This window comes from Erwinia papayae, from assembly GCF_058241465.1.
Window position 1 is genome coordinate 1,084,390 of record NZ_JBZCHT010000009.1, and the last position, 24,579, is coordinate 1,108,968.

Genomic DNA, 24,579 nt, shown 5'->3' on the forward strand with positions numbered 1-24,579 from the left:
TCTCCTTAGCGCAGTACGCCAGCGCTGGTCGTGACGCTGCGCTCCGCCGCGTTAATATCGTCAACGATCACGCCACCAAGACTGTCGCCGGGCTGCACCGCCCAGGTCCGTCCCTGCCAGCTCACCCACGCCATGCCCTCCTGAAGGCTTTCGAGACGCATGCCGGCGAGCAAGGAACGCGTGGTTTTACGTCCAGCAGCGTGACCCGACGCGTCCGCCGCAGGTCGGGCGGCAAGCACGGTCATCAGGTTGCCCAGTCGTGCATTCTCCTGTGCCACGCCATCAAGCTGCTGCTGGAGCGTGGTGAGCGCCTTCGTCTGCGCGCGCACCGTGTCCGACAGGCGGGTGATGGCCTCACGGTTGGCTACCTCAAATTCGCGTCCCTCGCGAATGAGTGAAGCCATATCCTCCGCCCCGCTACCAGTCGCATCCGGGGAACTCGCCGTAGCAGGGACGTTGAGCCCGCCCGTCTGCCGTGGTGCCGGCGTCATGGAATGGGCGACAGATGTAGCCGCGGGCTGCTGAACGGCCTCAAGGACGGCATCCTTCCCGAAAGCCCGCTGGCTTATATCCTGTGATGTGGAGGCAGGCCAGAACAGGTACCAGGCAACGACGCTCGTCCCCAGCAAGATGCCAGCCAGCCAGGGCATGGAGTACCCCAGAAACACCGGGCGCGTCAGAAAGCCCTGCTTTTTTGGGGGAGGTAACGCGATCGGTGTCGCCGGCGCAGCCTCCGTCGGGTGTGGATCGAATTCACTCACGGGCGTTTCCTCTCTGTGCGGCGGCGCGAATGCGTGCCTGGGTTTCCGCACGCAGTTCTGCGGCGGTCGGGGTCGGGTTATTGCTCGACGCAGCTGACGTTTTTACGCCGCCCTCAGACGCTGTCGATGCCTGCGGGGCAAGCGCGTCTGTGCTGTACACTGCACTCATAAACTGGATGGCAACCACTTCTGCGTTTTTTACAGTAACCGTGCGGTCCGGAAGGCGGGCTGCATCATTCGTCAGTACCTGCCCTGCGCGCTGTGCCATGCCGCCGGTAATTACGCCGGCCACCGCCGTAGGGTCTGGCAGGCCGGGCCTCGCGGTAACGGAGTTAAAACCGTTGCTTAGCAGTTGCGTATTCGACTGCGCGTAAAGTTGCCCGGCCTCACCCGCACCGCCAAATACAGAGGGCAGCACGATGCGGCGGAAATAATGATGGTCAACGTCAGTCGCAATGTTAGCCACGAGCGTCTTGTCATCGAGCGCGTAGGCGTCAACTTTATAGTTCTGTCCGTTCAGGGTCATGGTGGTGAAATGAATGATGACGCCGTTACCGGACAGCTTAGCCCCCTCGGGTGCCTTCAGTTTTGCACCTGCATAGCGGCCCGTATCAATACAGCCCAGTACAGGGGTGGCACCGTTATCCGAGTCTACCCCGGTACAGATTTTTCCCGGTCCTCGCCAGTACGGTTCCACCACAATGGTTGCAGGGGGCGTATTCGAAGCATCCTGATGACTACGGGCGGCGGCCTGTTGCACTGCGCTACCCGGCAGCGAGTCGCGCCAGCTTGCCCAGCCGCTTTCTTTTCCTCCCAGCAACTGCGCAGTCGGCAGGTCGCCCGTTTTCGGCTCAGCCTGCATTTTAGCGAGCAGAACATTCAGCGATTTCATACGGGCCTCAGCCAGTGCCTTCTCCTGATCCGCTGTGCGTCCGTTGGCCTGTGGTTGGGGTCGCTCACGCGGTGCCACGGTCGGTGCGACCTTCGGTGCCTCTTTGGGCGTGATTACATCCTGCTGTAGCGGAATGCTGGCAATAAAGCTGCTGTTTGAGGCGGCTGCGTTCTGTGCGCCCAGCGCGTTGCTCTCACGCAGGCGCTCGCGGTAGTCGGGCTGCTCCTGTGCGTTCACCTGCGTGGTACCCGCCACACGGGTCAGATTGACGTTTGAGGTTTCAGGTGGCGGCGTGGCCAGCCAGCTCCACAGTGCGTAGCCGCCACCGACAACCACCACGATGCCACCCACTATCAGGGTCATCATCAGGCGGACATTGCTGCCGCCGGTGTTCTCTTGATCACTCATGATTACTCCAGGGCAATGCTGAGGACTTCGGTCCGCCCGTCAACGGAGAAGGCCACGCGCGGCGTCAGCGGCAGCTTCCAAAGATGGGTGCCATCTGCGGACGACAGCGTGGTGTCGAACTCGTCGCGGATGTCCGCGCGCGAGCGGATGTAAAGGTCGTCGCCCTGCTGCCACACCGCCGTATCCGGCACGCTGCCAGTTGTTTTCAGACGTTTTGCGCCTGAAGGAGGGACACCATCCAGAAATGCCTGCAACACGTCATCGTGCAGAGCAATACGTGACGGCCCCGGTGCATCAGGTGCAGCTCCGGGACCACGTCGGGGGATACGCAGATCAAGGCGGGCATCAACCGTCCAGGTTTTTTTTCCGGTATCAGGCTCTCCGCTCATAACACTGATCTGTAACGGCACGGGCAATCCCTCCAGTCCCACGGTTATCAACGCGTTCACGAAATCGCGCTTTGCATTGATGACCATAAAAGGCATGCCTGGGATCCACTTCACCTCAATATCCGGGGAGCCACTCACCGGGTCACCGAGGATTTTCCAGGGGGCACCCGTGCTGTCAATAAAGCTCACCGTTGCCGGCCAGTTCACCGCGGTTCGTACCAGCGGCAGGCTTGCGCCAGGCTGAAGGCTCACGGTCTGTGCGCTGATGCGTGGCACTGCCGTAATACCCGGCGTGGCCAGTGCCCGATTCTGCTCGGTCTGCTGTGCCCGCAGCTGTCGGATTTCATCCGGCGTCAGCGGTGCAATGGTTGCCTGCGCCTGGTCGTACGCAACCGATGTAGGCGGTGGCAAGGCCTGCCCGGGAAGCGTACCTGAAGCAGCGACTGTACTGCCTGCCGTTGCTCCGCCCGTCGTTGTTGTGGTACGCCAGCCGCCATTGTTAGCAGCCGCCGGAGATGTATCAGAGGTGGTTGTGGCGCCTGCGCTGCCGCACAGCGCCAGCCACAAAGCCAGCGTGCGAAAGTTGCTCATAGCCATTTCTTATCCTGCGTTGTTGGTGATGGTCTGCGTGACCTCAAGGCCGCGTTTTTTAACGCGCGAGTCCACACGCTGGATGCGCAGTGTGAAGATGTAACGTAAGGGTGGCGAGTTCGTGGTTTGTCCCTGAAGTCGCAGCGTCACGGGATACTGGAACTCCCACGTATAACGACCATCAATCACGCCTCGTTTGGTAATGACGCCCGGTTCAACGGAGGGGGTGAGGTTCATGCGTTTGTCTTTAATGAGTGACAGAATGTTGGATCCGGTACTCAACGCAATGTTATAGCCAGCGTAGCCTTCCTCCGAGTATCTCGGAGAAACCTCTGTCATCTGGTTCCTGAAATGCACAAAATCCAGCGTGAAGGACTTAGCGATAGTGTCCGCCCCGAACTGCCGCACGTCACTTTCGCTCCAGACAGGCTCGTTTGTCGGATAAGCTGGCGTCATGCGACCATCTTCAGTCGTGAAATACTCTCGCGGCACGTTAACGTAGAGGAAAATCAGCACGATGATTGCCACAGCCTGTATCGCATTCACGATCAGACTCCAGCCCAGTTTTTTCAGGCAGCTGCGCGCAAAGTCGGTGCCAAGGGACCGCGAGTGCTGCGCCTGCACGGCGTGTTGGTACGCGTCTGGTTCATGTAGCACCCCGGCCGGAGCCTCCACCGGCGCGTCGGAATGTTGTTTTTGCATGGGGGATCCTTACAGACCGTAGGACTGCCACGGGTCGATGTTGGTCGGTAGGTTGCTGTTGATTTTGTCGTTCAACGCCCCGCAGACCTTCTCTGACGCTTGGTTCATGATGTCCTGGAGACTCGGCAGGTTCGGAAGACTGATGGAGATATTACGAATGCCGGACAGACAGTTCTGGAGCTGGTCTGAGGTCTGGCTCTCGCGTGCAGCCCACGCATCGCTGGCCTTTTTGGCGGCGTTATAACCTGCCTCGCTGCCGGCTTGTGCGGCCGTTCCGGAACGACAGGTCGCGGCGTCAGCCCCGAAAGCGGTGCAGCAGAAAAAGACCGCCACAAGGGCGGTCGCTGTATTTATCATCATGTGAGTTCTCCGGTGGGATCGATTATTGTGCCGGCCGCGGCGGCGTGACCGGTGCTGCCTGTGGTGCTGCTGCCGGCTGCTCCTTTGCCCAGCCGGACTCTGCTTTATAGCGTTCGTCATAACCGAGGCGGGCGTGGAGCGCGGCGGGTACATCGGCCGGCGCGTCGAGTTTCGCAATCCGTGGCTGCTCGTCGCCTGTCAGCCGCACCACCACGTGCTCCCGCGCAATCGGCTGGCCGTTTGAGCGGTTGATGCCATTACCATTTCCGATGGGCTGTGCACCTTCAGGCGTCAGCAGGTTCACCACCATCGGCGGCGCCTCTGCGCTTCCCGGGAGACTGACCAGCACATGCTGATAAGTCCCGTTTTGCCGTACCACACCCTGAAGGTAGTCACCGTCACCCTGAACCAGAAGCAGGTCCGGGCGTCCGTCCTCACCCCACGCGGACATGACCTGTATGCCGGCACGTTCGTTGTGGGCAGGACGTGGAGCTGACAGTGGATCACCGGACTGACTGCTCCCCTGACCGTCCGGCCTGAACCAGTACAATCCGTCAGCAGGCCTGGGTGGCGAATCAATTTCCAGCCCGTGGCGGCTCAACAGGGTATGTTGTATCTGCGTATAGCGATTCACGTCCACGGCCGAGAGCGGCACCATTTCGTCCATGCCGGTCTGCACACGCGTTCCGCCGGCCGGGACCAGCGACCACCGATTACGGTGCGTTTCAACGTTCTCATAGTGTGTGACCTCGCCGTCGCTGTTCTTCTTTGGAACCTTAATGGTGACTGGTTGCTCACCCTGCCACTGCAATGTAACCATGCGGCCAGTTTTTAGGTTGGTTTCGCGCAACAGGCCAGCCAGTTCCTTACCCCAGAAAGTCTGCACGCCCTCTTTGCTGCGAAGAGTAATAAAGGTGCTATTACTCTCGCCTGCCTCAAACCGGAACGGTGCATGACCGCAGGCGGTCACCTTACCGGTGACCGGCTCGCGGGCCTTTTCAGCAGGAGTGTGGATCGAAGGAAGTATTTTCGTCGCTGCGGTTTCAGGGGTCGCTACAGTGGTTTCGGCATGTGACGTTGTCACGGGTGCTGTATTCAGCGCAGGCCCATCATTCTGTGCCGTTCGTACGTGCGGCGTGACTGGCGATGGCTCAGTTGTCCGCAGTACCTTCGGATCGCCGCGTACCGCATCAGCATGGGCGGTCGGGCCAACAGGCTGACCAGCAGCACGGCGTGCCGCGTCCAGGTCTGCCTGCTGGTTGGGGTTTTTCATGCTCACTTCCAGCTTGTTTGCCACGATGACGCCAATCGCGAATGCTTTAAAAGCGTCGCTCCCGGTTAGTTCAATGCGCCCTTGGTAGTGATTGGCGGCAGTCAGCAGTGCGGCGAGCACTTTCTCTTCGTGCGAGCTCGCGCCCTCTGCCATAACCAGACGGTTTCCACGGTCATAAAAAGCGGGTTCACCGTCCAGCTTGTACAGCACACTTTTCCCGTCCGGCTGTTTCTCATGAGTGACGCGACTCAGCAGCTTATCCGAATCGATGCGTGAGTTTTTCGGCCCTGAAGAAGCTGGCGCCTCTTCATCCTGCGGTGCCACGCGCGATGCGCCAACGAGAATAGCGTTATCTTCACCGAAGGCCGCAGTCAGCGGCAAAGCGGTCGGCACAGAACGCCTGGCCAGCTCCTCGCGCAGTTCAGCTTCCAGCGCTTCGCTATCTTCTGAGGGAGCGCGCGCTTTTTCCGTATCATTTCCCTGAGCCCACATTTCAGTCAGGCCGATCCGTTCGTTAACAAGCGCGCCCAGACGCTGAGCCAGAATATCGTTATCCAGCGACTCCGACTCACCTCTGAGGGCGCGCAGACGTTCTGCAATGTCACGGAAGTCACTACTAAAATCCACCGCAGGGGTTTCTGTGGGTGCATCTGCGGGGGTAGCAGCTGAAGGGGTTTCCTGCTTCTTTCCTGCCTCAATCAGTCGGCGCGTTTCACTGATGCCAAAATTCATCTCGGCGGCCACCCGGGCAAGACTCAGTCCCGAGGCGGAAAGTGCCGCCGCGCGGGCAATATCATCCGCGCGTTCAGTCGACGCCTGTGGTTCCGGTGCCGGTACCGCAGCCTTCGCGGGGGTCGGTTCAGGCGTGACGGCGTCAGCAGGTGAGTCACTAACGGGCGGGGCCGGGGAAGCATCACCGGTAATGCCCGGAACGGTATCAGTTGCGGGCATAGCGCTTTCACCCTGCGTATTTGCGAATTCCACCGCCCCTTTTTCTGCGGCGGTTTCAGTTTTTTGGGCTTTCAGAATGCGGTACACGCTGGATTGCCCGATGCCGAGCTGTTCAGCAATCTTCCCGGCGTTAAGCCCTTCATCGCGCAGCTTCAGGACCTCATCCGTTTTCTCTTTCGCCGCCCCGGAGCGGCGGGAAGGCGTGGATTCAACGGAGTCAGGGGACGCGGCGGGAAGGTTATCCGGCGCAGGCTGTACGTCGTCGGGTGTGGCCATGACTGTTTCCTTATAGTTAAGCCCGGCAAGGGCCTGATGAATTCGGGGAAGGAGATCGGCCCGGAGGGCTTCAGCACCGCGGAACTGGTGTATGTCGTTGAAGTCCGTCATCCCCGCGCTGCGTTCTGCAGGCACGAAATCGGGGGCAATTACCGCCCCTCCGGTATTGAGCGCGGCCTGGTTCCCCATGACGAGGCCGGTGTTTACCGACTTGCTGTGGTCGAAGTCGATCATGAACAGATGCGGGCTGGTCGGGTAACGGGCGTTAAGAACGTCAGCAACGTTCAGCATATTGCCGGCATCAATGGTCATCACGACCGGCAGGCCGGTGACCTCGTTCAGACTGCGAGCCGTGGCGTACCCTTCGGCATAAAGAATGGGTTCGCCATCACGCAGCCCGCCGCCCACGACCTTAAAGTGACCGGCCTTTGGCGCCTCTGAAAACAGGTACTTTTCGCCGTCAGGCGGGATGTACTGCAACGTTCTGAAAACACCTTCTACATCCTGAAACGGCACAACCAGCGCCCCATTGCGCGTCTGCCGGATATCAGCATCCGCCGTCACGCCTTTACGTTGCAGATATGCATGGCCCGGGTCAGCAGGAGGCAGGCGCTGATAAAGCGCCTTTGCTTTAGCTGTCTGTCTGGCGTGCGTCTCAGCCAGATGGCGTGCGGAGTCATCACGGAACTGGCGTGCAACCGCTTTCATATGCAGGCGGGCAACTGAATCGGATTCACCGCCCGTTCCTTTCCACTTTGTAATGTCCTTATGCGTTTTGGCAGTCCAGTAGTTAATAAACCAGCCTCCGGGCTTGCTGCCGTTCAGAAAACCACGGTAGACGCCGTCACCATTGCCCTTAGGGCCATCGGTCACCGATACACGGTGAATTTCCCCGTCCATGACTGGTAGACCGTTTATAATCAGTCCGGCGTCAGTCAGCGCGTCCAGAAACTCCGCATGCGGATCCCCTCCCCCGCTCCGTCTGGATGGGTCAGGCATCCATGCATGCAGTCGGCTCAGGTCAGCGCCCGGTCGTGCGTACCAGAGCTGGGCTTCTTTATCCCACTTTATTGCATTACGCCCATCCGGGTGCTTTCCGGCGTCGACGCGTGCAGCATCGCGCTGGTCCGGCATGACCGCAAGCCACACCGGGTAGTCCGCTGTTTTCATGAAACCTCCTGTGACGCAGTGTCAGTACGGCTACTCGCCGTCGGTGAACCGGCGGTACCACCACGGGCGGCCGCTCAGACTTTTTCCGCGCACCCGGCGGGCCAGGCGTGTGAGAAGTTCGGTCACGCCCCAGCCAAACATCCTCAGTACGCGAAATGCAGCGATGATGCCGGTGACGATATAAAGCGTGTTCCAGACAGGAAATCGGAACCAGAAGAGATAAAGCAGGAACAGCCAGGCAGGAATACCAACGAAGTTCACCGCGCTGCTGGCTCGTCGCCAGAAACCCGGCGGATAATCTTCTTTTCTGAACGCACTCACGCGGTGCCCTCCTCAAACTCACGGCGCTGGCGCGGCGACATCACTTCGGCCAGCTCGGATCCCGCAATTCGGCCGGTGCAGTACAGCTGCCAGGCCTGGTCGACGATGCGACGCTTCTCCAGCTTGATGATGTTGTTCACATGTGGACCCCACTGCGACCACGGCATGCCTGCAAGCTTCTCACGCAGGTTGTAGTCCAGGACGATGTACTCGCGTACCGCAATGCGTTTACCATCTGTGGTGCGCAGCAACGTCTGAACCACGACGTACTGCAGAACGCCAAGCAGAGCCCACGCCATGGCTTCGCGGCTTTCGTGCGGGAACTCCATCACCAGGCGGGCGAAAACTTCCCCCGGAGTTTCGATATGCGTGGTAGTAAGGCAAAAGTGACCAAGCTGGCCGGCTCGGATACCGGCATCAATAGTTTCACGGTCGCGCATCTCTCCCACTCCCATAACCGACGGTGCGCGTCGCAGATCCGCGCGGATGCCGGTCGCAAAATCAGGAATATCTTTACCCACTTGCGACTGTAGCGGCGGCAGAATGTCGCCAGGGCGGCCCAGAATGTACTCTATCGGATCCTCTTTGGTGGTGACCTTGCGGTCAGGATACTTATCGAGGCAGTAACGGTAGGTTGATGCACAGGCAGTGCTCTTTCCTGAACCCGTAATTCCTCCCCATATACCAATCCCCTTTGTTGGCAGGATGTTTTCCATCAGCTCAGGCGCCAGCCCCATATCTTCGAGCGGCGGGATGTAGGAGGGGATAACCCGCATTGTCCAGCCAATAGTACTGTCCTGCCTGCCCGCTGTGCCCTGCAATAGATTTACGCGAAAGCGGACGCGCTCCCCGCGAGTCAGTCCCCAGCGTCCGTACATGTCGCCATCGAGTTGCATGGCACGGTCCACTGAGAGCCCTCCGCGCACCTGTGGGCGTAGCTCAGGAGAGAAAACCTCATCCATTAGCTTGGCCAGCGTATCGTCCGCTACTGGGAAGGGGCTTGCCTTGAGCAATCGCCCGTAGCGGCCTACCACAAAGTGGTTATCTCCCTGCAAATGGATGTCGCTTACATTATTTTGTGAGCTCCACACCATAAATCCTCGCAGCGCGTCTGCGTTTAGGCCGCCGCTGAAATCGTAAAATTTCAGGTCTGGGGCTACCATCAGCGTTTCTCCGTATTGATGATCGGTTTCCACTTTGTCTTTTCGGTGACAAATCCAGCCCTCAATTCCAGACGGCGTTCCCGGTCGCCCGTGGTGAGTTTGTTGCTGTCGCCGGTAACCGTCTGCTGACGCTCGGTCACGACCGGCGCGGTGATAAGGTTCTGGCGGCGCAACAGCACGTACTGCAACATGCCGTTGTAGTCGCGCGTCAGGCGGTTGACATTCGCCTCAAGCGTCTCGTCGGCGCTCTGGCGGCCTTCTGCCCAACCCTCATTAACCGCCGCCTGCCAGATATCGCGCTGCACGCCGTTCTCAGGGACAAGCCCGCCCTCCGGCTCGTCAGGCGGCACTGTGCTAAGCCCGGCCATCAGCCAGCCGCGCCATGAAGGCGGATTACTCACAAAGCGTTCGGGCTGGATGATTTCGTACACATGACTGGCCGTTCGTATCTGGTCCGGAGTAACGTGCGCCACATCCACTGCTTCGGTAATGACAGGCGGTAGCCAGCCGCGGGCACTTATGAGAGGGCGGAAGTCATAGGTGGTGTCAAGCTGCTTCGCGCGCGCCTCAAGGTCACGCCGGAGCTCCCACGCCCGCTTCGCCTTGCCGCCGCGAAAGCCGGTAGTGCGGCCTCCTTCGGTCAGCATCTGCCGGCGGTTGTCGGATACATCAGATGTGTCGCGTTTCTGGGGCGACAGGTAAGCCTCCGGACCCGGCGGCGGTGCGCCGTCAGGCCCGGTCGCGGGTGTTGGCTTTGAGAGGTGAAACCCTGCGCAGCCTGCCAGCAACGCGGGCAGCAGGGCACGTAAACAGGCTTTCATCGGCGGCCTCCCTTTCTGAAGCGGACCGGTTCCGCTGGCAGGGATGGCATAAACTGCAACACCATCTGTCCGGGATACGTGACGAGCGTGGCGCGCCAGGCGGTCTGCATCTCAATGATGCGCAGCACATTTGCATAGGTGACACCCTGAACCTCAATATCGACAGGCAGCGGCAGACGAATTCCTGTGTAACTGAAAGTCTGCCCGCGCGCCCGGGAAAGCGTACTCAGGAGTTCCACCGCATCACCGCTCCAGCTAAAAGTCACGCGATCGCTGTCAGCTCGTATCACACTTAAAGGCAGCGTAGCTGTTTCTCGCAATGAACCATCCATCCATAAAGATTCCCGCTGTAAAGCAGTTTTTTCAGGATTTTTTTGCACACTTTTTTCTTTAGTAGGAGCTGTTGGTACCGACTGACACGCAGTCAGAAACGCTACTGCCACACAGGCAGAAGTAAATGAAATTTTCATCAATGACTCCGGGAAAATAATTGCTGCCTCGTAAAGAGGTATTGATGCAACCGCACTCAAAACGGTCTGGGGACTAACGGAGAAGCTGTCAGCTACTGATATGAATAAAGAGTAAAGGATCCTGGGGAACAACCATAAGATGGACTGGGGTTTGAATTAACGCCAAAAGTTGCCCCGGCAGGAACAGGGAAAGTGATGCTTCCCTGTTTCGCCCATTCGGGATTGTTATCAGAAGCGGACACTATGGCTGTACCGTTTACAGTACCTTGTAAAGCCCAGGTAACGTTGCAATTCTGACCGCTTGCTATGCTCTTATTAACTGTCGATACCCCGCCAGAAGCGACAATCATCATGCTCTGGCCTGAGGTATTCGTTGATGTGTAAGATGAGGTATAACCTCCAAGATAGTGATATTCACCATTCCATGAGCTCCCTTTCCATTTACCATTCTGGCATGAAAGTATTGCCCCAGATGCATCACGTCCTGCCAGGCCATTTGGCGAGCAGTCGCTGTCTGCTGAATATATGCCCTCGAGCAGCAGAGCTTCCCCTGTTGAAAGTCGACCATCTGCCCTGACGCTGCCGCCCCTTACCTGCCCCCCGGTATAGATATTTTTGTTATTGACAGAGCGAACCCACTGGTCATCGGACATATAAAATCCGCCACCATAGGTTTCATTAAGCCAGCCCTTACTTCCACGAGTAACAACCCAGCCATTATTACTGCGTATATCGTTGTTTGCCGTGATGTTCCCCCCCGCGACAACATCACCTCCGGCATTCACACTTGTTCCTGCGGAAATTTGTCCGGTGTAGGCACCCGTTACCGCATTAACCGTGCCGCCGTTGTTGATATTATTACCATTCATATCAATGGAGGTATGCATTCGATTCAGGTCTGGCCGGCCTGTGACCTGATAGCGGTAAAGTCTGTCACTCTCTTCGGCATCCGTACCCAACGCATCGGCTGACAGAAAAGCCGCGAGGCGCCCCTGCTGGCCACTCAGCCCGTAATCGCCAAGCTTCGCCTGCCAGCCACCATTGGCACCCACTGCCGTATTCTCGGGCCAGACGTACCCGCCCATCCCTTCCGTATCCGATGCAATCTGACGAAGTCCCTTATAGGGGATTTCGCTGCCGCCAGTCGTCAGAATAAAGGCAACCAGCTGCCCGGCCTGACCGGGGTCTTTAGCCACCGCAAGTTGGTAACTCTGACCGCTGTCATTGGTCAGCGAAAAACCGGCTGGCAGGTAGCCCTGCGTGAGAAGCGTTGCCCCAGTGATAACCACAGGACCCGCTGCTACCTGCGTCAGCAGCGTGTCTCGGTTGTCGCGTACGTATCTCTTTCCTGCCTGTGCCACGAAGCTTAAGTGAGAGGCGGTACCGGTCCAGACTTTTTCCTGCTGTATACCGGCGTAGCGGTCCATTGCATCGGGCGCGATAAAGAGTACGATGGCCATCACTATGCCGAGCTCCAGCAGCATGTTCCCACGGTGCATCGCTCGCGGCTTTCGTTTAAGTAATTTCATCAGAGAACTCCAACCAGCTGTTGGGGAGAGAGGATAGACAGGCCGCACAGGTAACCAAACAGCGCGGGTGCAAAAGGTTTTGACGTTTGACGTGTCAGCGCAGCACACAAGCAGCACAACAGCAGCCCGCCGGCAGCGGCGTAACACGCACTCCTCCAGGGCAGCCAGGCACACAGACCGGCCATCAGGTAAACATCACCCAGCCCCATGCGCTCGTCAGTCTGGCGAACGTTAGCCAGCCAGCGCACGGCACCAGAAAGTAAATATGCGATCATGCTTGCCATCAGTGCCTCAGTGAACGTCAGCACGGCATCCGGTAGTGTCGCAGAGGCCAGTCCGGCCAGCCAAAACGACACTGTGTACCGCATCGGTAACCACTGACAACGCAAGTCAGTCAGCGTCAGTGGTACCGCAAGCACCATCAGGGCCACGCCTCGTAACACTGTGTTGTGCGACACGGTGGGAGGCAGCGTTAGCAGCCAGCCAGCGGTAAGCATATAAATTAAGGCAACCGGCGTCAGAAGATGCAAGGTCAGGGACGGCCCGCCGTGCGTACGCAGAAAGCGGCTGGCCTGATGAGCCTGTACCACAAATAACCCGGCGCAGCCGGCAAGCCACAAGCCAGCAGCAGGACCATAACTATATGAATTCATATGTTTTCCAGGTGATATTCAGCGGCGAGCCATATAGTCTGCATAGACCTTGCGCGCGTAAAGCATACGGCGGGCCGTGTTGTCTTCAGCAAAACCTGCGTTATAGCTGCCAAGGCACTCCCAGGTGACGCCGCAGACCTGAAGATGGCGCGCCAGTATCCACGCGCCCACCATCACATTCAGGCAGGGTTTTGTCAGCAGGTCCTGCTCGTTCTGCAGTACTCCCATGTCGCGCAGCTGCTGCACATGAGTAGAGTTGATTTGCATCAGACCAAAGTCCCGGCTGGTCACCAGGCCCTTTTTATTGCGATTGAAACCAATGGCCCCGGGGTTAAAGCCACTTTCCACCTTGCTGATGGAGCGAAGCAACTGCGGGTCGACATGGTAACGCGCACCTGCTTCGTTATAGCAGAATGCCAGCGCGGAGCGGGAGGCACATAGCATCAACCCGCCAGCCAGCAGCAGGGTAAAAAGTTTCTTCATGATGCATACCGTGAAAATTAATGAAGGCTGAAAGATGGCGTCAGCGCGGGGTTATCTTGCTGAGCTGCCCGGCGGTATAGCCCTTTTGCCGAAGGCAGCGGCTGGCATCCTGAACAGAAGTGTCCAGGTTCATCAGCCAGATATTGCCGTCAGGCTGACGCTCAAAGTGGCCTAGTATCTCGTTGCGCTCGTTAATCGCGTCATAAGGGACGCTGGCAAGGGTAGTCACACTATAGGCGCAGTCAAAAGTGGCGTCTGTGTTAGCTTTATCAACTGCCAGCCAGATCACAACAATAAACAAAGCGAATACTCCGGTAAAGGCAAGCACTATTCTGCAAAAATAATCAATCCCCACTTTTAGCTTATTCAGCAACTTTTGACGTGGCATAACGTTCATTTTTTATTCCTAAGCGCCGGGGTTGCCCCCGGCTTGCTGTCAGGTATTACTGGTAAATACCAGCGTGTTGGTGCCGGTTGAAGCGCTATCCGCCGTGCACTGTGAGGCCGCCACCGATGCACTTACAGAGCCGCTGGTCACGCTGCCGTTGATACTGGTTGACGCCACGTTGTTGGCACCGCTCATCTTCTGCACCAGCAGCGCACAGGCTTCCTGCGGTACCTGCGTATAGGTGAGAGAAAATGCTGTGTTCTGCCCGCCGGATGTGCTGACCGGCTCCACCGTGACACTGCCGCCCCAGCGGTTGTTCAGCAATGCACTGCCCGAAGACTTCGTGCCGATAACCGCCATGCTGCCCGGAGCGCCGCCGAACTGCACCAATGCACCGGTCATTGTCGCCGCAGAGCTGAATTGATAGGTACCGGCTGGTTTTCAACAAGCCGCGGGTGTTGGCCATGATCTCCCCGGCATTGGACATCTCTTCGGTAGAGTCAGACCGGCTGAACAGTCCGCTACCGGATGCCAGCACCCCAACTAACACGAGCAGCACAGCAATCCCCACGATGACCGCTTCCTGCAGGTTGAGGGCGCCACGGTGGACGGCATAACGTTTTAAATTTTGGGACATGGTAAAGACCTCATTGGGAAAGTAAGTTAACGGTTGCCGATAAACGAACCCAGATCCTGGGTAGCAATAAACGTGAGCATGAGATAACCAGCGGTGATCAGCATGCCGAGCAACTGCATAAGCCGCGAAATACGTTTGATACGGTTAATGGATTTGGTGAGCCACATGCGCGCAAAGTTTTCAACATTGTCCTCGCCGCCTGGACCGGACGTCAGCAGCAGTAGCCTGTCGATTGCCTCACGTGAGGGAAATGCATAGCCGCTGTCTGCTAACGCCTGCCCGAGGTGCTTTCCGCGCGCTACCTGACGCCGGGTTGCCGTAAGTCGCTCATACATCCACGGGGTGGCGTTACGACTGAGCATGTCGAGCGCCTCCTCCGTGCGAACATTGGCGCGAAGTAGAGCACTGAGGTTCAGCAAGAACGACACGCCCTGCATCTCGCGGTACAGGCTCCACGGAAGCAGCCTGTCCAGTACCCGCTGCCTGAGCGGCCCGGTGAGCCGGGGCAACGACCAGATAACCCAGATGCAGAACACCGTAAGGCCCATCGCCAGCAGATAGCGGTTACTGATAAAGAAGTGGGTAATAGCGCCAAGCCACCAGAGCGGCCCCGTCCAGCGGTCTGATGAAGCCAACTGCTCGAGTCGCGGCAAAAAGCGGTCATAAACCATTTGCATCATGTAGAGCGTCCCGCCCACCAGCATCAGCGGATAGGTCAGATTCACTACCGCCGTGTTTTTCATTTCGCCGATGCCCTTCACCACCTCGATGGCGCGCAGCAGCGCACCTCGGAGGTCTTTAGCCACGCGCCCCGCCCGCAAAATTGTCGCCTCCTGCGGAGGTATCCATCCGGCCAGCCCCGCGTCCAGGCCGCGGCCGCGCGTCAGCGCGTGGCGTACATCTCCCAGGCAAAGGGAAACAGCATCGTTTTTTCGTCGCCGCGTGCGCTGCATGCTCGCTATCGCGTCCTCTGTTTTCTGGTTATTCTCCAGCAGAAACGCAAGGTCCTCGTACAGCGTCATGCGGTCGGTAGTGCTGAAGGTCTTCTGCCCTATCCAGCGCCCCAGCCCCTCAGAGCGGGCCCTGTTTTTGGCAAACGAACCTTTAAAACGTGCTCGCAGCATGCGCATTAGTTCAGCCATGTTTACCACCACTTCCGGAAGGGACCAGCGCCTCCGGTGGCAGCAGGTTCAGGGTGTCCTCATCAAGAGGACTGAACTTGTCCGCATCAATCGGGTCAACCTCACCGGCCGTGATATAACGCATCAGGTGCTTACCACGGGTAATGCCGCCCATGTGGTGTACCCAGTAGCTGCGGGCAGCGAGCTTACCCTGCTCACGGTAAAGCTGCATAAAATGAGCATCAGGGCGGATGACCTCAGCAATGACCTTCCGTCCAGTTATGCCGTGCCAGCAGCCTGGCGCGTTACAGCCGGCATGATTGCGGAATGCGACAGTTTTGGTATCGCAGAAGGTCTCAACCAGCTCACGATCGTCCTCGGAAAGTTTTTCCCTGACGTCGTCCCAGCCTTTTTTGCAGGTCGGGCATAGCGTCTGCACAAGGCGCTGTGCGATGAGGCCGATTACTACCTGAGGATCCATGACCATACCAGGCGGGATATCCAGCGTATCGGTCAGACGGTCAATGATGCCCGGCGCGTCGTTGGCGTGAAGCGTGGACATCACCAGGCTGCCGCTTTTACCTTCGCTGATACATGCCCGCGCTGACCAACCATCGCGGATTTCACCCACAACTTCGGCGTCAGGATCAAGGCGCTTAAAGGCCGACAGGCGACGCTGCCAGGCGCGGGTGACGGACTCTGAATCGTTGCGATCTGCAAGAATGGTTGTCTGTACGGCACCTCTTACTTTGCCCTCCACCGGATCCTCTACCGTTACGAGACGACGTTTACCCCGGGTTAACTCCACGTACATATGGCAGAAGGTACGCATTGTTTTGCTCTTACCCGAGCCCGTAGGACCGCCAGTAATAATGATGCCCTCTGGCCGTTGCAGCATGCGACGTATCAGCTTCTGCTGCTCGGGAAGATAGCCCAGCACATCCAGCGAGGGGATGTCCTCGCTCTCGTCAAGGATCACGCGCAGAACGACGTAAAGGCCGGACTCGGTTGGCACGGCGGAGTAGCGTGCGGCGTAAAGCCCGAGTGCATTCACAAACTCATTGCGCAGGCGACCGTCCTGCTCGTCGCTTTCACTGAAAGCCTGCGGCGCCACATCGCACATGGACATCACGATGGTCGAGGCGAGGTTCATTCCCTCCTCCACGTCCAGTTCAGCTTGCAACTCAAGGTCACCGTGGATGCGGAAAACTACCGCCGTGATGTTTTCTGCACCAGTAATGATGTGAATATCCGAGGCGTGTGCTTCGCCTGCGCGGCGCATAAAATCAACCACCTTTTTCTGCTCAGGCGACCACGAACCCACAACAGCTGTTCCAGTGCGGCCTGTCTGTAGCCGGCGAAGCTCGCTCAGGTGGACTGACTCCATACTCAATCTTGGATAACGCCGCATGGCACGGGCAATTTCAGACTGTACCGCCGGACTTGCGCGATGCTCGGTGGACACGTACAACCGCCGCTGCTCTGGTTGGCTGTCGTCAAGGTACAACCAGTTCAGACTTTGTTCGCTGAATTCCATACCCCTACCCCGCGAAGGAAAGTGAGACGAAGCCCTTTTCAGGGCTGCTGACGGTAACCTCGCTGAACGTGATTTTAGAGACGGTCCACGCGGTGCCCGGAATGCGGCTGCCCGCCTGCACCCGCACCTGGTTGCCGCCTTCAAGCTGGAGCATGGCAGAAAGCTGCTGCCCACCTGAAATCTCCACAATCAACGGCAGCATGCGGCTATCCTGCGCCGGTTTTGCCGTGGCGCTGTCCTTCGTTGGCGCTGCGGGTTGGGGATTAAAGGGAACGCCCAGCACCGCGTCGTAGCCATTTTTCTGCAACTCGTTAAGCGCCTTCGCTTGTGCAAGTTGCGCCTCATAAAGCAGCGTTTTGGGCTGTATATCCTCAAGTCGCCCCATGCTGTTGTCTCCGATGTTCGAAACAGTCTGGCCCGGTGTAGCAGCAGGCGATGCTAATGCACCATTGGCCGCCATGGTTTTCTCTTTTCTGATTTCATCGTGAGCGCCCGGACTCTCCAACGATGACGGATTGGCTACGGCCAGCTGGCTACTGACAAGCACGGGCAGCAGCAGATAACGCCACTTATTTCTCTGCATAGAGCATTCCTTCCAGGGTGTAGGTCAGCCGGCTGCTGTGCAGTTCGGCCTTCACGAAACTCAGCCGCAGCCCGTTGCCCGGAAAACGCGAAGCGTCAAACAGCCGGTCCGGCGGGATATCGGTGATGAAAGTGAAGCTGTATCGCTTCCACGGCAGCGGAACCTTATCCTGCCCGACGGTCTGGTTCAGCAGTACTGGCTCGCTGAAGTGCAGGTTTGCCCGCAGGCGCTGCGCTTAGCTGGTCATGCGCCGTAGTTGCTCATCGCCGGGTAACAGTGACTCGGGCGGCACTGGCGCAAAGCGCACCTGTTCCTTAAAGGATGCGTCATCTGAGGGACCTGGCATGTTGAAAACGGCCGGAGTGCCCAGCCCGTAGAGCTGCGGCAGGCGGGCAGCAAAATCGCCGACCGTGCCACCATCCGGTAAGGCGTAGTGCAGCGTGAGCTGTCCCGAGGCCTCGCACACAGCATGGCTGAACACCCAGCCGGCAATCGACAGCGGTGCCTGCCGCCACTGCTTCACGCAGGCGCTGAGCATGCCTGAAAAGTCAGGCTGCCCGCCCCATGGCTTGCTCAGGCTGGCAGGCTTAAGCGCGGCCGCCTCGCGCGCCCGCGTCAGTTCGGAATGCACCCAGGCATCATGTTCGGCCTTTTTCCGCATCTCAAGCCAGTGACTGCAATACCAGGCTGCTCCGGCGCAGATCACGCCCAATAGCAGCATGCGGGAGGCTATGCGGCTTTCGGTTTTATGCATGAGCGCCCGGCCTGGCGGGCTGGCCGGGAGCAGTGAATCAAGCCCTTCCCGGCGGGCTTCAGGTAGTTCAAACAGGCCCTCGGGATCGAACACGACCCAGCCCGCAGAAGGTGCCGGTGCCGTTGTCCGAAACAGTTCGGCTGCGTGCACGGCACTTGCTGCATCGCCAACCACATCTCCGTATGGCGAGGGATGGCCGCCAGTGACCGCCATAAACCAGTACTTTCCGCCGGGCAGCATAAAGATGCCCCAGCAGTCGGCGGGTACGTTACCGAGTACCGCTGCGGCCAACGAGGCCGGACGTTTGCCTTTCGGCAGCACGGTCGCTTCGTCACTGAGACACCCCAGCCAGTTTGCCGGTTCGTCTGCGGTGCCCGCTGGCAGCGCCAGCCAGTAACTGGCAAACTGGTCGCGGGCCTCTATGCGCATGCGCCGACTGCCGCGGGCGGCCACCCATTTCCACTGGAGGCCTGCGACAAGCGCGGTTTTTCCCGCAGCCACGACGCTTACAGCCGATACAGGCGTCACTTCTGTCGTCATAGTGTCCCCTTACCCCAGCACTACGGGCGTAACCAGGATGATGAACATACGGCGACTATCGTCTCCGCGCGCCCCACCGCCTAGGCCAAAGAAGTTGTAGCTGCCCGTGCCCTGTCGGTTGGCCGAGTCGCTTAACTGCTCATAACCGCTCAGTACCAGCGTCTGACCAGACTGCATGATGACGCGCTGCACAATCGTCTTGGGTGTGGTCTTCGCCAGCTGGGCATTCTGGCCGCCGGACGTAAAGTCCTTAAAAGTCGGGTCGTCGGACATACTGATGGAGAACTCCAGCTGCATCCTCGGTGAGTTCGGGAACAGCAACGGCAGCGCCGTCATGTTAAAACCAGTAGTAATAGTCGCCGTGGTGATGGAGGTACTGGTACCGACGTTAGCCGTCTGGCTGGTGCTGATGTTCGGCACATAGTCTTGCTGGATGGCGTTCTGAACTGGCACGGCCGAAAGATTGGTTGTCAGCGCAGAAGCTGAAGTGACCACGCTGAGCTTTGCCTGCTCGTCCAGAGCCTTGAGAAACGTTTGCGTGCCCTGCCCTTTACCATCGAGAATGGCGACGCCGCCGCTCAGTGCATCGGAGGCTGCCCCGGTGAACGGACTGGTTAGTGACAGGCCGACGCTGCCAGTGTTCAGGACAGCATTCCAGTCAATACCCAGCTGGTTCTGATGACGGTTCTCCATGCTGAAGACTTTCACTGAAATCATCACCTGACGATTGAGCTCGCGGTTGCGGTCATCGATATAGCGTCCGATAGCATCCAGCACGCGTGGTGTGTCTGTCACTGTCAACACGCCTGAGGAGAGATTCAGGCGGCCAGACGACGGCGTCAGCATTGATTTCACCGTATTTTCTACGTCTTTAAAGATGTTCGACTTAATGGTTGCAGTGGTGGTCTGACTCGTGCTGTTGTCACCGGTATTGCCCCCGCTCCCTCCGGTGGTGCCGGTAGATGTCGTGGTCCCACTCACCGTCTTCGACACAAAGCTTGCATCACTGTCCATAAAGTTGATAGCGAAGTTGCGGGTATCGAGCCAGAAGATAGCGATGTGCCCATACTCATAGCGCCACGACAGACCGAGGCGAGTAGTCACGTTGTCCAGCAATCCACTGAGGGCCCCGTTCCAGCTGACTCCACGCAGGCCTCCGTCACCCTGCTGCACAGACACCGGTTGGCTGCCCGTCTGACCCATTGATGCAAGCGGCACCATACCGCTAGCGTCAGGTGCGGGTAGCGGGCCGTTAATTTTCTCTGTCCTCGCACCTGATGCGCCATTACCCCTTGAAATGGCCGCTTGTGCGTCAGGTGTGATCACAACCGGAATGCGGCACTGGTCAGTGATAAAGGAGCTGACATAGGCAAGTGTGACCATGCCAGGACGGTTAATTTTGACTGCGCACGGCGGCAACTCAGAACGCTGTCCGGGGATTCCACTGATGGGCACTGGGTTGATCCACTGTGATGTCAGATCACGGACAACTTGTCCATTTTCCAGCGTCCGCTGATGAGTGGCAGCCTGTGCTTCAATAGCCTCTGCACGATTTTCAGTTGCGCCAACTCGGTCCAGTGTGCTGCAGCCACTAATGAAAAAACACAGCGCTATCATGCTCAGTGGGAAAACAGGAGTAATTTTCATGGCCGCTTGGCCTCAGGTTGGTTGTTATATATAGCCGCAGCGGGGGTTCCAGTCTGGATCCGAATTGCGGATGGAACTGAAAGGCGCGCCAGCACGCCCGTAAGCAGAAAGTCGACAGAATCAGTGCAAAAATGGCCGTACACGGCGGCCCGGATATAGTTTTCACACCCAACCTCGCTGAGATTGGGGGCGTCCATATGGCAGGAAAGTTGTTTCATGGAGAACTCCGGAAGGACCGCAAAGCGGTCGGGAAGAAATCAGTTAACCCACACCACGCTGGCATCTGGGATAGCGGCGGGCACGGTGATCTGCATATCAGTGCCGGTGATGTCGAGCAGCCGGCGGGATGCAACCCGTCCGGCAAGCGCCGACTGATGCGTCTGTGTGAGCAGTGCGGACATCAGCCCGGGCTGACTGACGCGCCAGAGAAATGTCCTGCCCCCGTAGATGTGGTTGTTCAGGCCGGAGACGCTCTGCCAGCCTGAAAGCTGAGCGTCGCTAACGCTGACGTTATCCGCCGCCGGGTTGTTGTAGCGCCAGTCATTAATGCGGTTCATATATCGCACCATCTGTGTAGCCTGCTGACTTAGCGTTTGGTCCTGCAATTGCCCTGCATCTTCAATAGCACGCTGTTCTGGCGACAGCCCGACTATCAGAAACCCCGAAAACAGTATCATCAGCCAGTACATGATCATTACTGCACCTCCCTGTCATCCACGGACACCACGCACTGCGAAGCGCGATAGCCCGCATAAAGCGGTACCTTAGCGGTTCCGTACAGGGTAAACAGCCGGTTGAGCATCTCGCGGAAACTGCCATCAAAGTTAAGCGGCGCATCCACCCGGTAATTGGTCGGCGTCAGCCACGCGATGGTCCAGTTTTTAATGCCGGGTACGTTACAGATTTCTGATGACGCCTGGCTGTAGAGCCAGTCTTTAACGGTGTTGCCCGTTTCAATATGCCAGTGCCTGAGTTGGACAATGGTTGGTGTTGTGGCAGATGTGGCGGGAAAATCGACCGGCGGGCCAGATATGCCCATCGATTTGACCGTTGAGGCAAGCACGATGTTTTTATCACCGCGGAACGGGTTACGCCGTGTCACCGACATCGACCTGGCATTCACTGTGCTTGCGGCCATCTGTTTGACCGGCGAGCCGGGCAGCACCGCGGGTGAAAAAGAGGTAACGTCATGAACGGTCTGCGCGCGCTGTGCGGGCTCCACCTTCATAGTATGTTCCTTCGTGTTGAAAGTGGCTTTCAGTCCACGCGCAGCCAACATTTTCTCACTAACGAACTGCCAGCGGTCGTTGCCCGTCCAGCGCCACAACGCAGGCGCGTCTGCGGAAACTGCCCTATCGAACACCACTGTCTGTCCGGGCGGCACAATTTTTCGCAGCGCCGCACGCAATGTGGGCGCTGCTCCGGCCTGCCAAACAAAACCGTCTGCCTGTCCAGCCGCAGATGAAGATACCGTAGGAGTCGACGCTGGCTTCACTTTCAGCGCGTAAGTATTGGAGGTTCCCAGCATAAGAGGCTGAACAGTCTTAGTGGCAGGAGAAGCAGGACGCTGAGCCGAGGGCCCGGTCTGATGCACCCGGTACTGCATGGCGCTGATGTTGGCCGCGCTGCGTGACAGTATGCTGTCCACCACGTTGCCCGAAGGTGGCCCGGTGTAAACCGCAGGCTGCACGCAGCCGGTCAACAGCAGGACCGGAAACAGCCCTGCCCGTTCGGTAAATGACATAGAGATAACTCCGGAAAAGCAGGGAAGTTCCAGGTAGGGGAAAAGTGACTTTTTTTGTTCTGCCACACTTACGCAGTGGCCGCGCTCATGCCCTTGAGAATCTGTCGCACCATTGCCGCTGATAACCGGTGCGCGTCTGGCGGTCGCGCTGCTTTACCGGAGCTATTTTTTATTGACTTAACCCGACGCTAATCAGGCTCACCAAAAGAAATCATCATTCGGCGACTCAGGGCAGTATTACGACTACTGCATTGCCGTTCGGTTGCGGTCTGACCGCGCTGCTACTTCATGATTAAATACCTCAGTTAAACGACGAAAAATGTGTTGTGGCGCCGGGTGCCTCCCGGTGCACCAGGTAAACAGGTAAACCCCGGTGCGGTAGTTTAGACTTAAGGCATAATGTTCTAACTGCCCGTTTTACCGCGTGCGCTGGCCGCATTCGCCACAACAGAAAGTACGCTCACCTTTTATCTGGTCAGCGTACTTTCTGTTACGGCGTATTGGATTGGGAAGGAAACGTCCCGGCCAATGCCGGGAGCGACGTCACAGTGAAGCGGAATTTTGAGGAGCACCGGTAATTCTGGTATAGCGCGCCTGGTACTTTTCAAACCAGAACACGACGGGTTCAACTTTAACGTGACATAGTCCGAAGCGCAGGGCAGTGCGAAAATTGATACTGCCCCTCCGCGCCCGTTCCACCTGCTCAGCCAGAATGGCCCTGAATGCCTCCGGAGACGCATTACCTTTTGTGGTACGGCAGTCCGTACAGACAGCGCCGTAACCTTCGCTGACGTATTCTTTCCCGAGATATTCTGCATGCCAGCCCCGTTCCGGGAGAATGTCTCCACACAGAGCGCAGCGACCACCATACTGCATGCGAAGCACTTCACGTCGTTTTTTTGAAAACCTCATATTGATCCCCAATATCAGCCCCTCTCACGGGCATCAGCCTGAAATGAAAATAAAGAAGTAAGTAATTCCGGGCCGACCCACTCAGAAAGAGTGGGCCCGCACAGATTCCTCAATGTCATATTTGCGTGATGTGGCGTGTTACGGCAGGGAAACCCGTTCGCGCCTTCATTCGAATGAAGGGCTAATCATCACCAGTTACAGGTGGCCCGACGGTTCGCCCCGGGGCCTGCTGTGGTTACGTCGAACTGATTCGTAGGGAAAAGCTCATGAAACTGCTGTAAACCCGTTTGCAGCCGCGCACATGCGCAGTGCTAATACACTCAGGAAAGGTGATTTCCTGAAACCGGCACCGCGAATTCCGCAGGTGACTCCAGAACAAGATGTATCGAACTGATCCGCAGGGATATAAACGTAACACCCACAATTCCGACTTTGCACTGTCCCGGCCAGCTTGGGGAGCGAGAAAATATTTAAGGTTGCCGCTCCCGGCGCTGCCCCGCCTCCCGGCGGGTTCCCCTGATGTGTTGCAGGCCATGACGGAGCCTCCGGACATCTTCCGCGCACCGGTACGGCATGCCGGCAAGAGAGGACCTTGAGATCAGGGTAATAACGGGCACGTTGTTAAAGAGCAGACACCTGAAAAAAGACAAGAGGGTGCCCTGCTCACCGGTAACAGTGAGCATCCTTGAACTCAAAACATTCCAGCATTCGCAAATGCCGGCGGAAGACTTATTTAATCTTTATCGTTACTTTCTGCAGTGAAACGTTGCCCTGGTGTGGCGATTGCGTCGTACAGCCTGAGGTGATCTTCAAGTCGGAAATGAGCTTCGGTTGTTTTGGCGCGGCCTGATTTTTTGGCCGATGCAATGAGAAGCTCATTCAGATCAGGCGACATATACAGCATCATGGCAATGCCTTTATATTTTTTGGGTGCCGCCATATCAACTCCGTATTCGTTTTTTGTAAGGATTAAGTAATTGGATGGCATTAGATAGGATTCATCCTATTCGTGTAAACCCTGCCGCCAAAGGCAGGGTGTAGTTAACAATATGTTTTTTAATAGAAAAAAAACAGGCTGCAATTTATTTTGCAGCCATAAATTTATTTAAATTAAAATCAAATTATCAGCGTAACTATTTATCCCGGTACATATAAATTGCAATTTTCGTTAGCACTCGACTGATGACTAAAGTGCGTAGCAACTTAATAGAGTCCACTTCCAGCCGGTTCTGGATTGAATCTATCGACTCTTTAATAGTGTTTCGGGCGACACCTCTGGTTTCAGCTAATTCCTCTATAGATATATTTCCGAAAACCAGCATACAGACATGAATTGACTGTAATTCAGTCAGCTCAGGAAAAAACTTGCTCAGATGTGAAAATTGACTAGGATCGATGGCAGCCATAGCAGCCTCCTCTACAGGTTGTTAAGGTTAGCTGGTTGTACAGGCCTTCAACCCTGTGCAATCAGCGTCTGATTAATTCGACTTGTTAAGTGTCCTC

The 24,579-nt window shown here is 57.4% G+C and carries 24 protein-coding genes and 1 pseudogene; all 25 read right to left on the reverse strand.

Annotated features, from left to right (window positions below):
• Window positions 1-5 precede the first annotated feature (5 nt).
• Entirely contained in the window at window positions 6-761 is a 756-nt protein-coding gene (traP, locus tag AC3RPL_RS09885; protein WP_490739880.1) for a conjugal transfer protein TraP, read from the reverse strand.
• Entirely contained in the window at window positions 754-2,061 is a 1,308-nt protein-coding gene (traO, locus tag AC3RPL_RS09890; protein ID WP_490739881.1) for a conjugal transfer protein TraO, read from the reverse strand. Before traO ends, traP begins: the two co-directional genes overlap by 8 nt.
• A gap of 2 nt (window positions 2,062-2,063) precedes the next feature.
• Window positions 2,064-3,047 (reverse strand): DotH/IcmK family type IV secretion protein, encoded by a 984-nt coding sequence (locus AC3RPL_RS09895; protein WP_490739882.1) that lies wholly within the window; start codon window positions 3,045-3,047, stop codon window positions 2,064-2,066.
• 3 nt (window positions 3,048-3,050) lie between these two features.
• Window positions 3,051-3,743: a DotI/IcmL/TraM family protein gene (locus AC3RPL_RS09900; protein ID WP_490739883.1), complete on the reverse strand. Its 693-nt coding sequence runs from the start codon at window positions 3,741-3,743 to the stop codon at window positions 3,051-3,053.
• Between the two features lie 9 nt (window positions 3,744-3,752).
• On the reverse strand, window positions 3,753-4,103 hold the full coding sequence (locus AC3RPL_RS09905; protein WP_490739884.1) for a conjugal transfer protein: 351 nt from the start codon (window positions 4,101-4,103) through the stop codon (window positions 3,753-3,755).
• 22 nt (window positions 4,104-4,125) lie between these two features.
• Window positions 4,126-7,773, reverse strand: coding sequence for an LPD7 domain-containing protein (locus tag AC3RPL_RS09910; protein WP_490739885.1), 3,648 nt, complete (start codon window positions 7,771-7,773; stop codon window positions 4,126-4,128).
• A 30-nt stretch (window positions 7,774-7,803) separates the two neighbouring features.
• Entirely contained in the window at window positions 7,804-8,094 is a 291-nt protein-coding gene (locus AC3RPL_RS09915) for a conjugal transfer protein (RefSeq protein WP_490739886.1), read from the reverse strand.
• A complete protein-coding gene (gene traJ / locus AC3RPL_RS09920; RefSeq protein WP_490740664.1) occupies window positions 8,091-9,257 on the reverse strand; it encodes a plasmid transfer ATPase TraJ in 1,167 nt (388 codons plus the stop codon). The genes AC3RPL_RS09915 and traJ overlap by 4 nt, the downstream gene beginning before the upstream one ends.
• Window positions 9,257-10,078 carry a type IV secretory system conjugative DNA transfer family protein gene (locus tag AC3RPL_RS09925; protein WP_490739887.1) on the reverse strand — a complete coding sequence of 274 codons (822 nt, stop codon included), beginning with the start codon at window positions 10,076-10,078 and terminating at the stop codon, window positions 9,257-9,259. The genes traJ and AC3RPL_RS09925 overlap by 1 nt, the downstream gene beginning before the upstream one ends.
• Window positions 10,075-10,458 carry a DotD/TraH family lipoprotein gene (locus AC3RPL_RS09930; RefSeq protein WP_490739888.1) on the reverse strand — a complete coding sequence of 128 codons (384 nt, stop codon included), beginning with the start codon at window positions 10,456-10,458 and terminating at the stop codon, window positions 10,075-10,077. The genes AC3RPL_RS09925 and AC3RPL_RS09930 overlap by 4 nt, the downstream gene beginning before the upstream one ends.
• Before the next feature lie 182 nt (window positions 10,459-10,640).
• Entirely contained in the window at window positions 10,641-12,077 is a 1,437-nt protein-coding gene (gene pilV / locus AC3RPL_RS09935) for a shufflon system plasmid conjugative transfer pilus tip adhesin PilV (RefSeq protein ID WP_490739889.1), read from the reverse strand.
• Window positions 12,077-12,730: a prepilin peptidase gene (locus AC3RPL_RS09940; RefSeq protein ID WP_490739890.1), complete on the reverse strand. Its 654-nt coding sequence runs from the start codon at window positions 12,728-12,730 to the stop codon at window positions 12,077-12,079. The genes pilV and AC3RPL_RS09940 overlap by 1 nt, the downstream gene beginning before the upstream one ends.
• 18 nt (window positions 12,731-12,748) lie before the next feature.
• A complete protein-coding gene (locus AC3RPL_RS09945) occupies window positions 12,749-13,213 on the reverse strand; it encodes a lytic transglycosylase domain-containing protein (RefSeq protein ID WP_490739891.1) in 465 nt (154 codons plus the stop codon).
• Window positions 13,214-13,253: 40 nt separating this feature from the next.
• Window positions 13,254-13,610, reverse strand: a complete 357-nt coding sequence (locus AC3RPL_RS09950) for a hypothetical protein (RefSeq protein WP_490739892.1) — start codon at window positions 13,608-13,610, stop codon at window positions 13,254-13,256.
• Between the two features lie 39 nt (window positions 13,611-13,649).
• Window positions 13,650-14,003 (reverse strand): type 4 pilus major pilin, encoded by a 354-nt coding sequence (locus tag AC3RPL_RS09955; protein WP_490739893.1) that lies wholly within the window; start codon window positions 14,001-14,003, stop codon window positions 13,650-13,652.
• A 261-nt stretch (window positions 14,004-14,264) separates the two neighbouring features.
• Window positions 14,265-15,380, reverse strand: coding sequence for a type II secretion system F family protein (locus AC3RPL_RS09960; RefSeq protein WP_490739894.1), 1,116 nt, complete (start codon window positions 15,378-15,380; stop codon window positions 14,265-14,267).
• Window positions 15,373-16,896 carry a GspE/PulE family protein gene (locus AC3RPL_RS09965; RefSeq protein ID WP_490739895.1) on the reverse strand — a complete coding sequence of 508 codons (1,524 nt, stop codon included), beginning with the start codon at window positions 16,894-16,896 and terminating at the stop codon, window positions 15,373-15,375. Before AC3RPL_RS09965 ends, AC3RPL_RS09960 begins: the two co-directional genes overlap by 8 nt.
• Before the next feature lie 4 nt (window positions 16,897-16,900).
• Window positions 16,901-17,479: a type IV pilus biogenesis protein PilP gene (gene pilP, locus AC3RPL_RS09970; protein ID WP_490739896.1), complete on the reverse strand. Its 579-nt coding sequence runs from the start codon at window positions 17,477-17,479 to the stop codon at window positions 16,901-16,903.
• A pseudogene (gene pilO2, locus AC3RPL_RS09975) lies at window positions 17,466-18,773 on the reverse strand (type 4b pilus protein PilO2). The gene pilP and the pseudogene pilO2 overlap by 14 nt, the downstream one beginning before the upstream one ends.
• A 9-nt stretch (window positions 18,774-18,782) precedes the next feature.
• On the reverse strand, window positions 18,783-20,420 hold the full coding sequence (gene pilN / locus AC3RPL_RS09980) for a PilN family type IVB pilus formation outer membrane protein (protein ID WP_490739897.1): 1,638 nt from the start codon (window positions 20,418-20,420) through the stop codon (window positions 18,783-18,785).
• A 257-nt stretch (window positions 20,421-20,677) separates the two neighbouring features.
• Entirely contained in the window at window positions 20,678-21,115 is a 438-nt protein-coding gene (gene pilM, locus AC3RPL_RS09985; protein WP_490739898.1) for a type IV pilus biogenesis protein PilM, read from the reverse strand.
• Window positions 21,115-22,164: a TcpQ domain-containing protein gene (locus tag AC3RPL_RS09990; protein WP_490739899.1), complete on the reverse strand. Its 1,050-nt coding sequence runs from the start codon at window positions 22,162-22,164 to the stop codon at window positions 21,115-21,117. Before AC3RPL_RS09990 ends, pilM begins: the two co-directional genes overlap by 1 nt.
• 543 nt (window positions 22,165-22,707) lie before the next feature.
• A complete protein-coding gene (locus tag AC3RPL_RS09995) occupies window positions 22,708-23,076 on the reverse strand; it encodes an HNH endonuclease (protein WP_490739900.1) in 369 nt (122 codons plus the stop codon).
• 733 nt (window positions 23,077-23,809) lie between these two features.
• Window positions 23,810-24,016, reverse strand: coding sequence for a TraY domain-containing protein (locus AC3RPL_RS10000; RefSeq protein WP_490739901.1), 207 nt, complete (start codon window positions 24,014-24,016; stop codon window positions 23,810-23,812).
• Between the two features lie 193 nt (window positions 24,017-24,209).
• Window positions 24,210-24,482: a helix-turn-helix transcriptional regulator gene (locus AC3RPL_RS10005; RefSeq protein ID WP_490739902.1), complete on the reverse strand. Its 273-nt coding sequence runs from the start codon at window positions 24,480-24,482 to the stop codon at window positions 24,210-24,212.
• Window positions 24,483-24,579 lie beyond the last annotated feature (97 nt).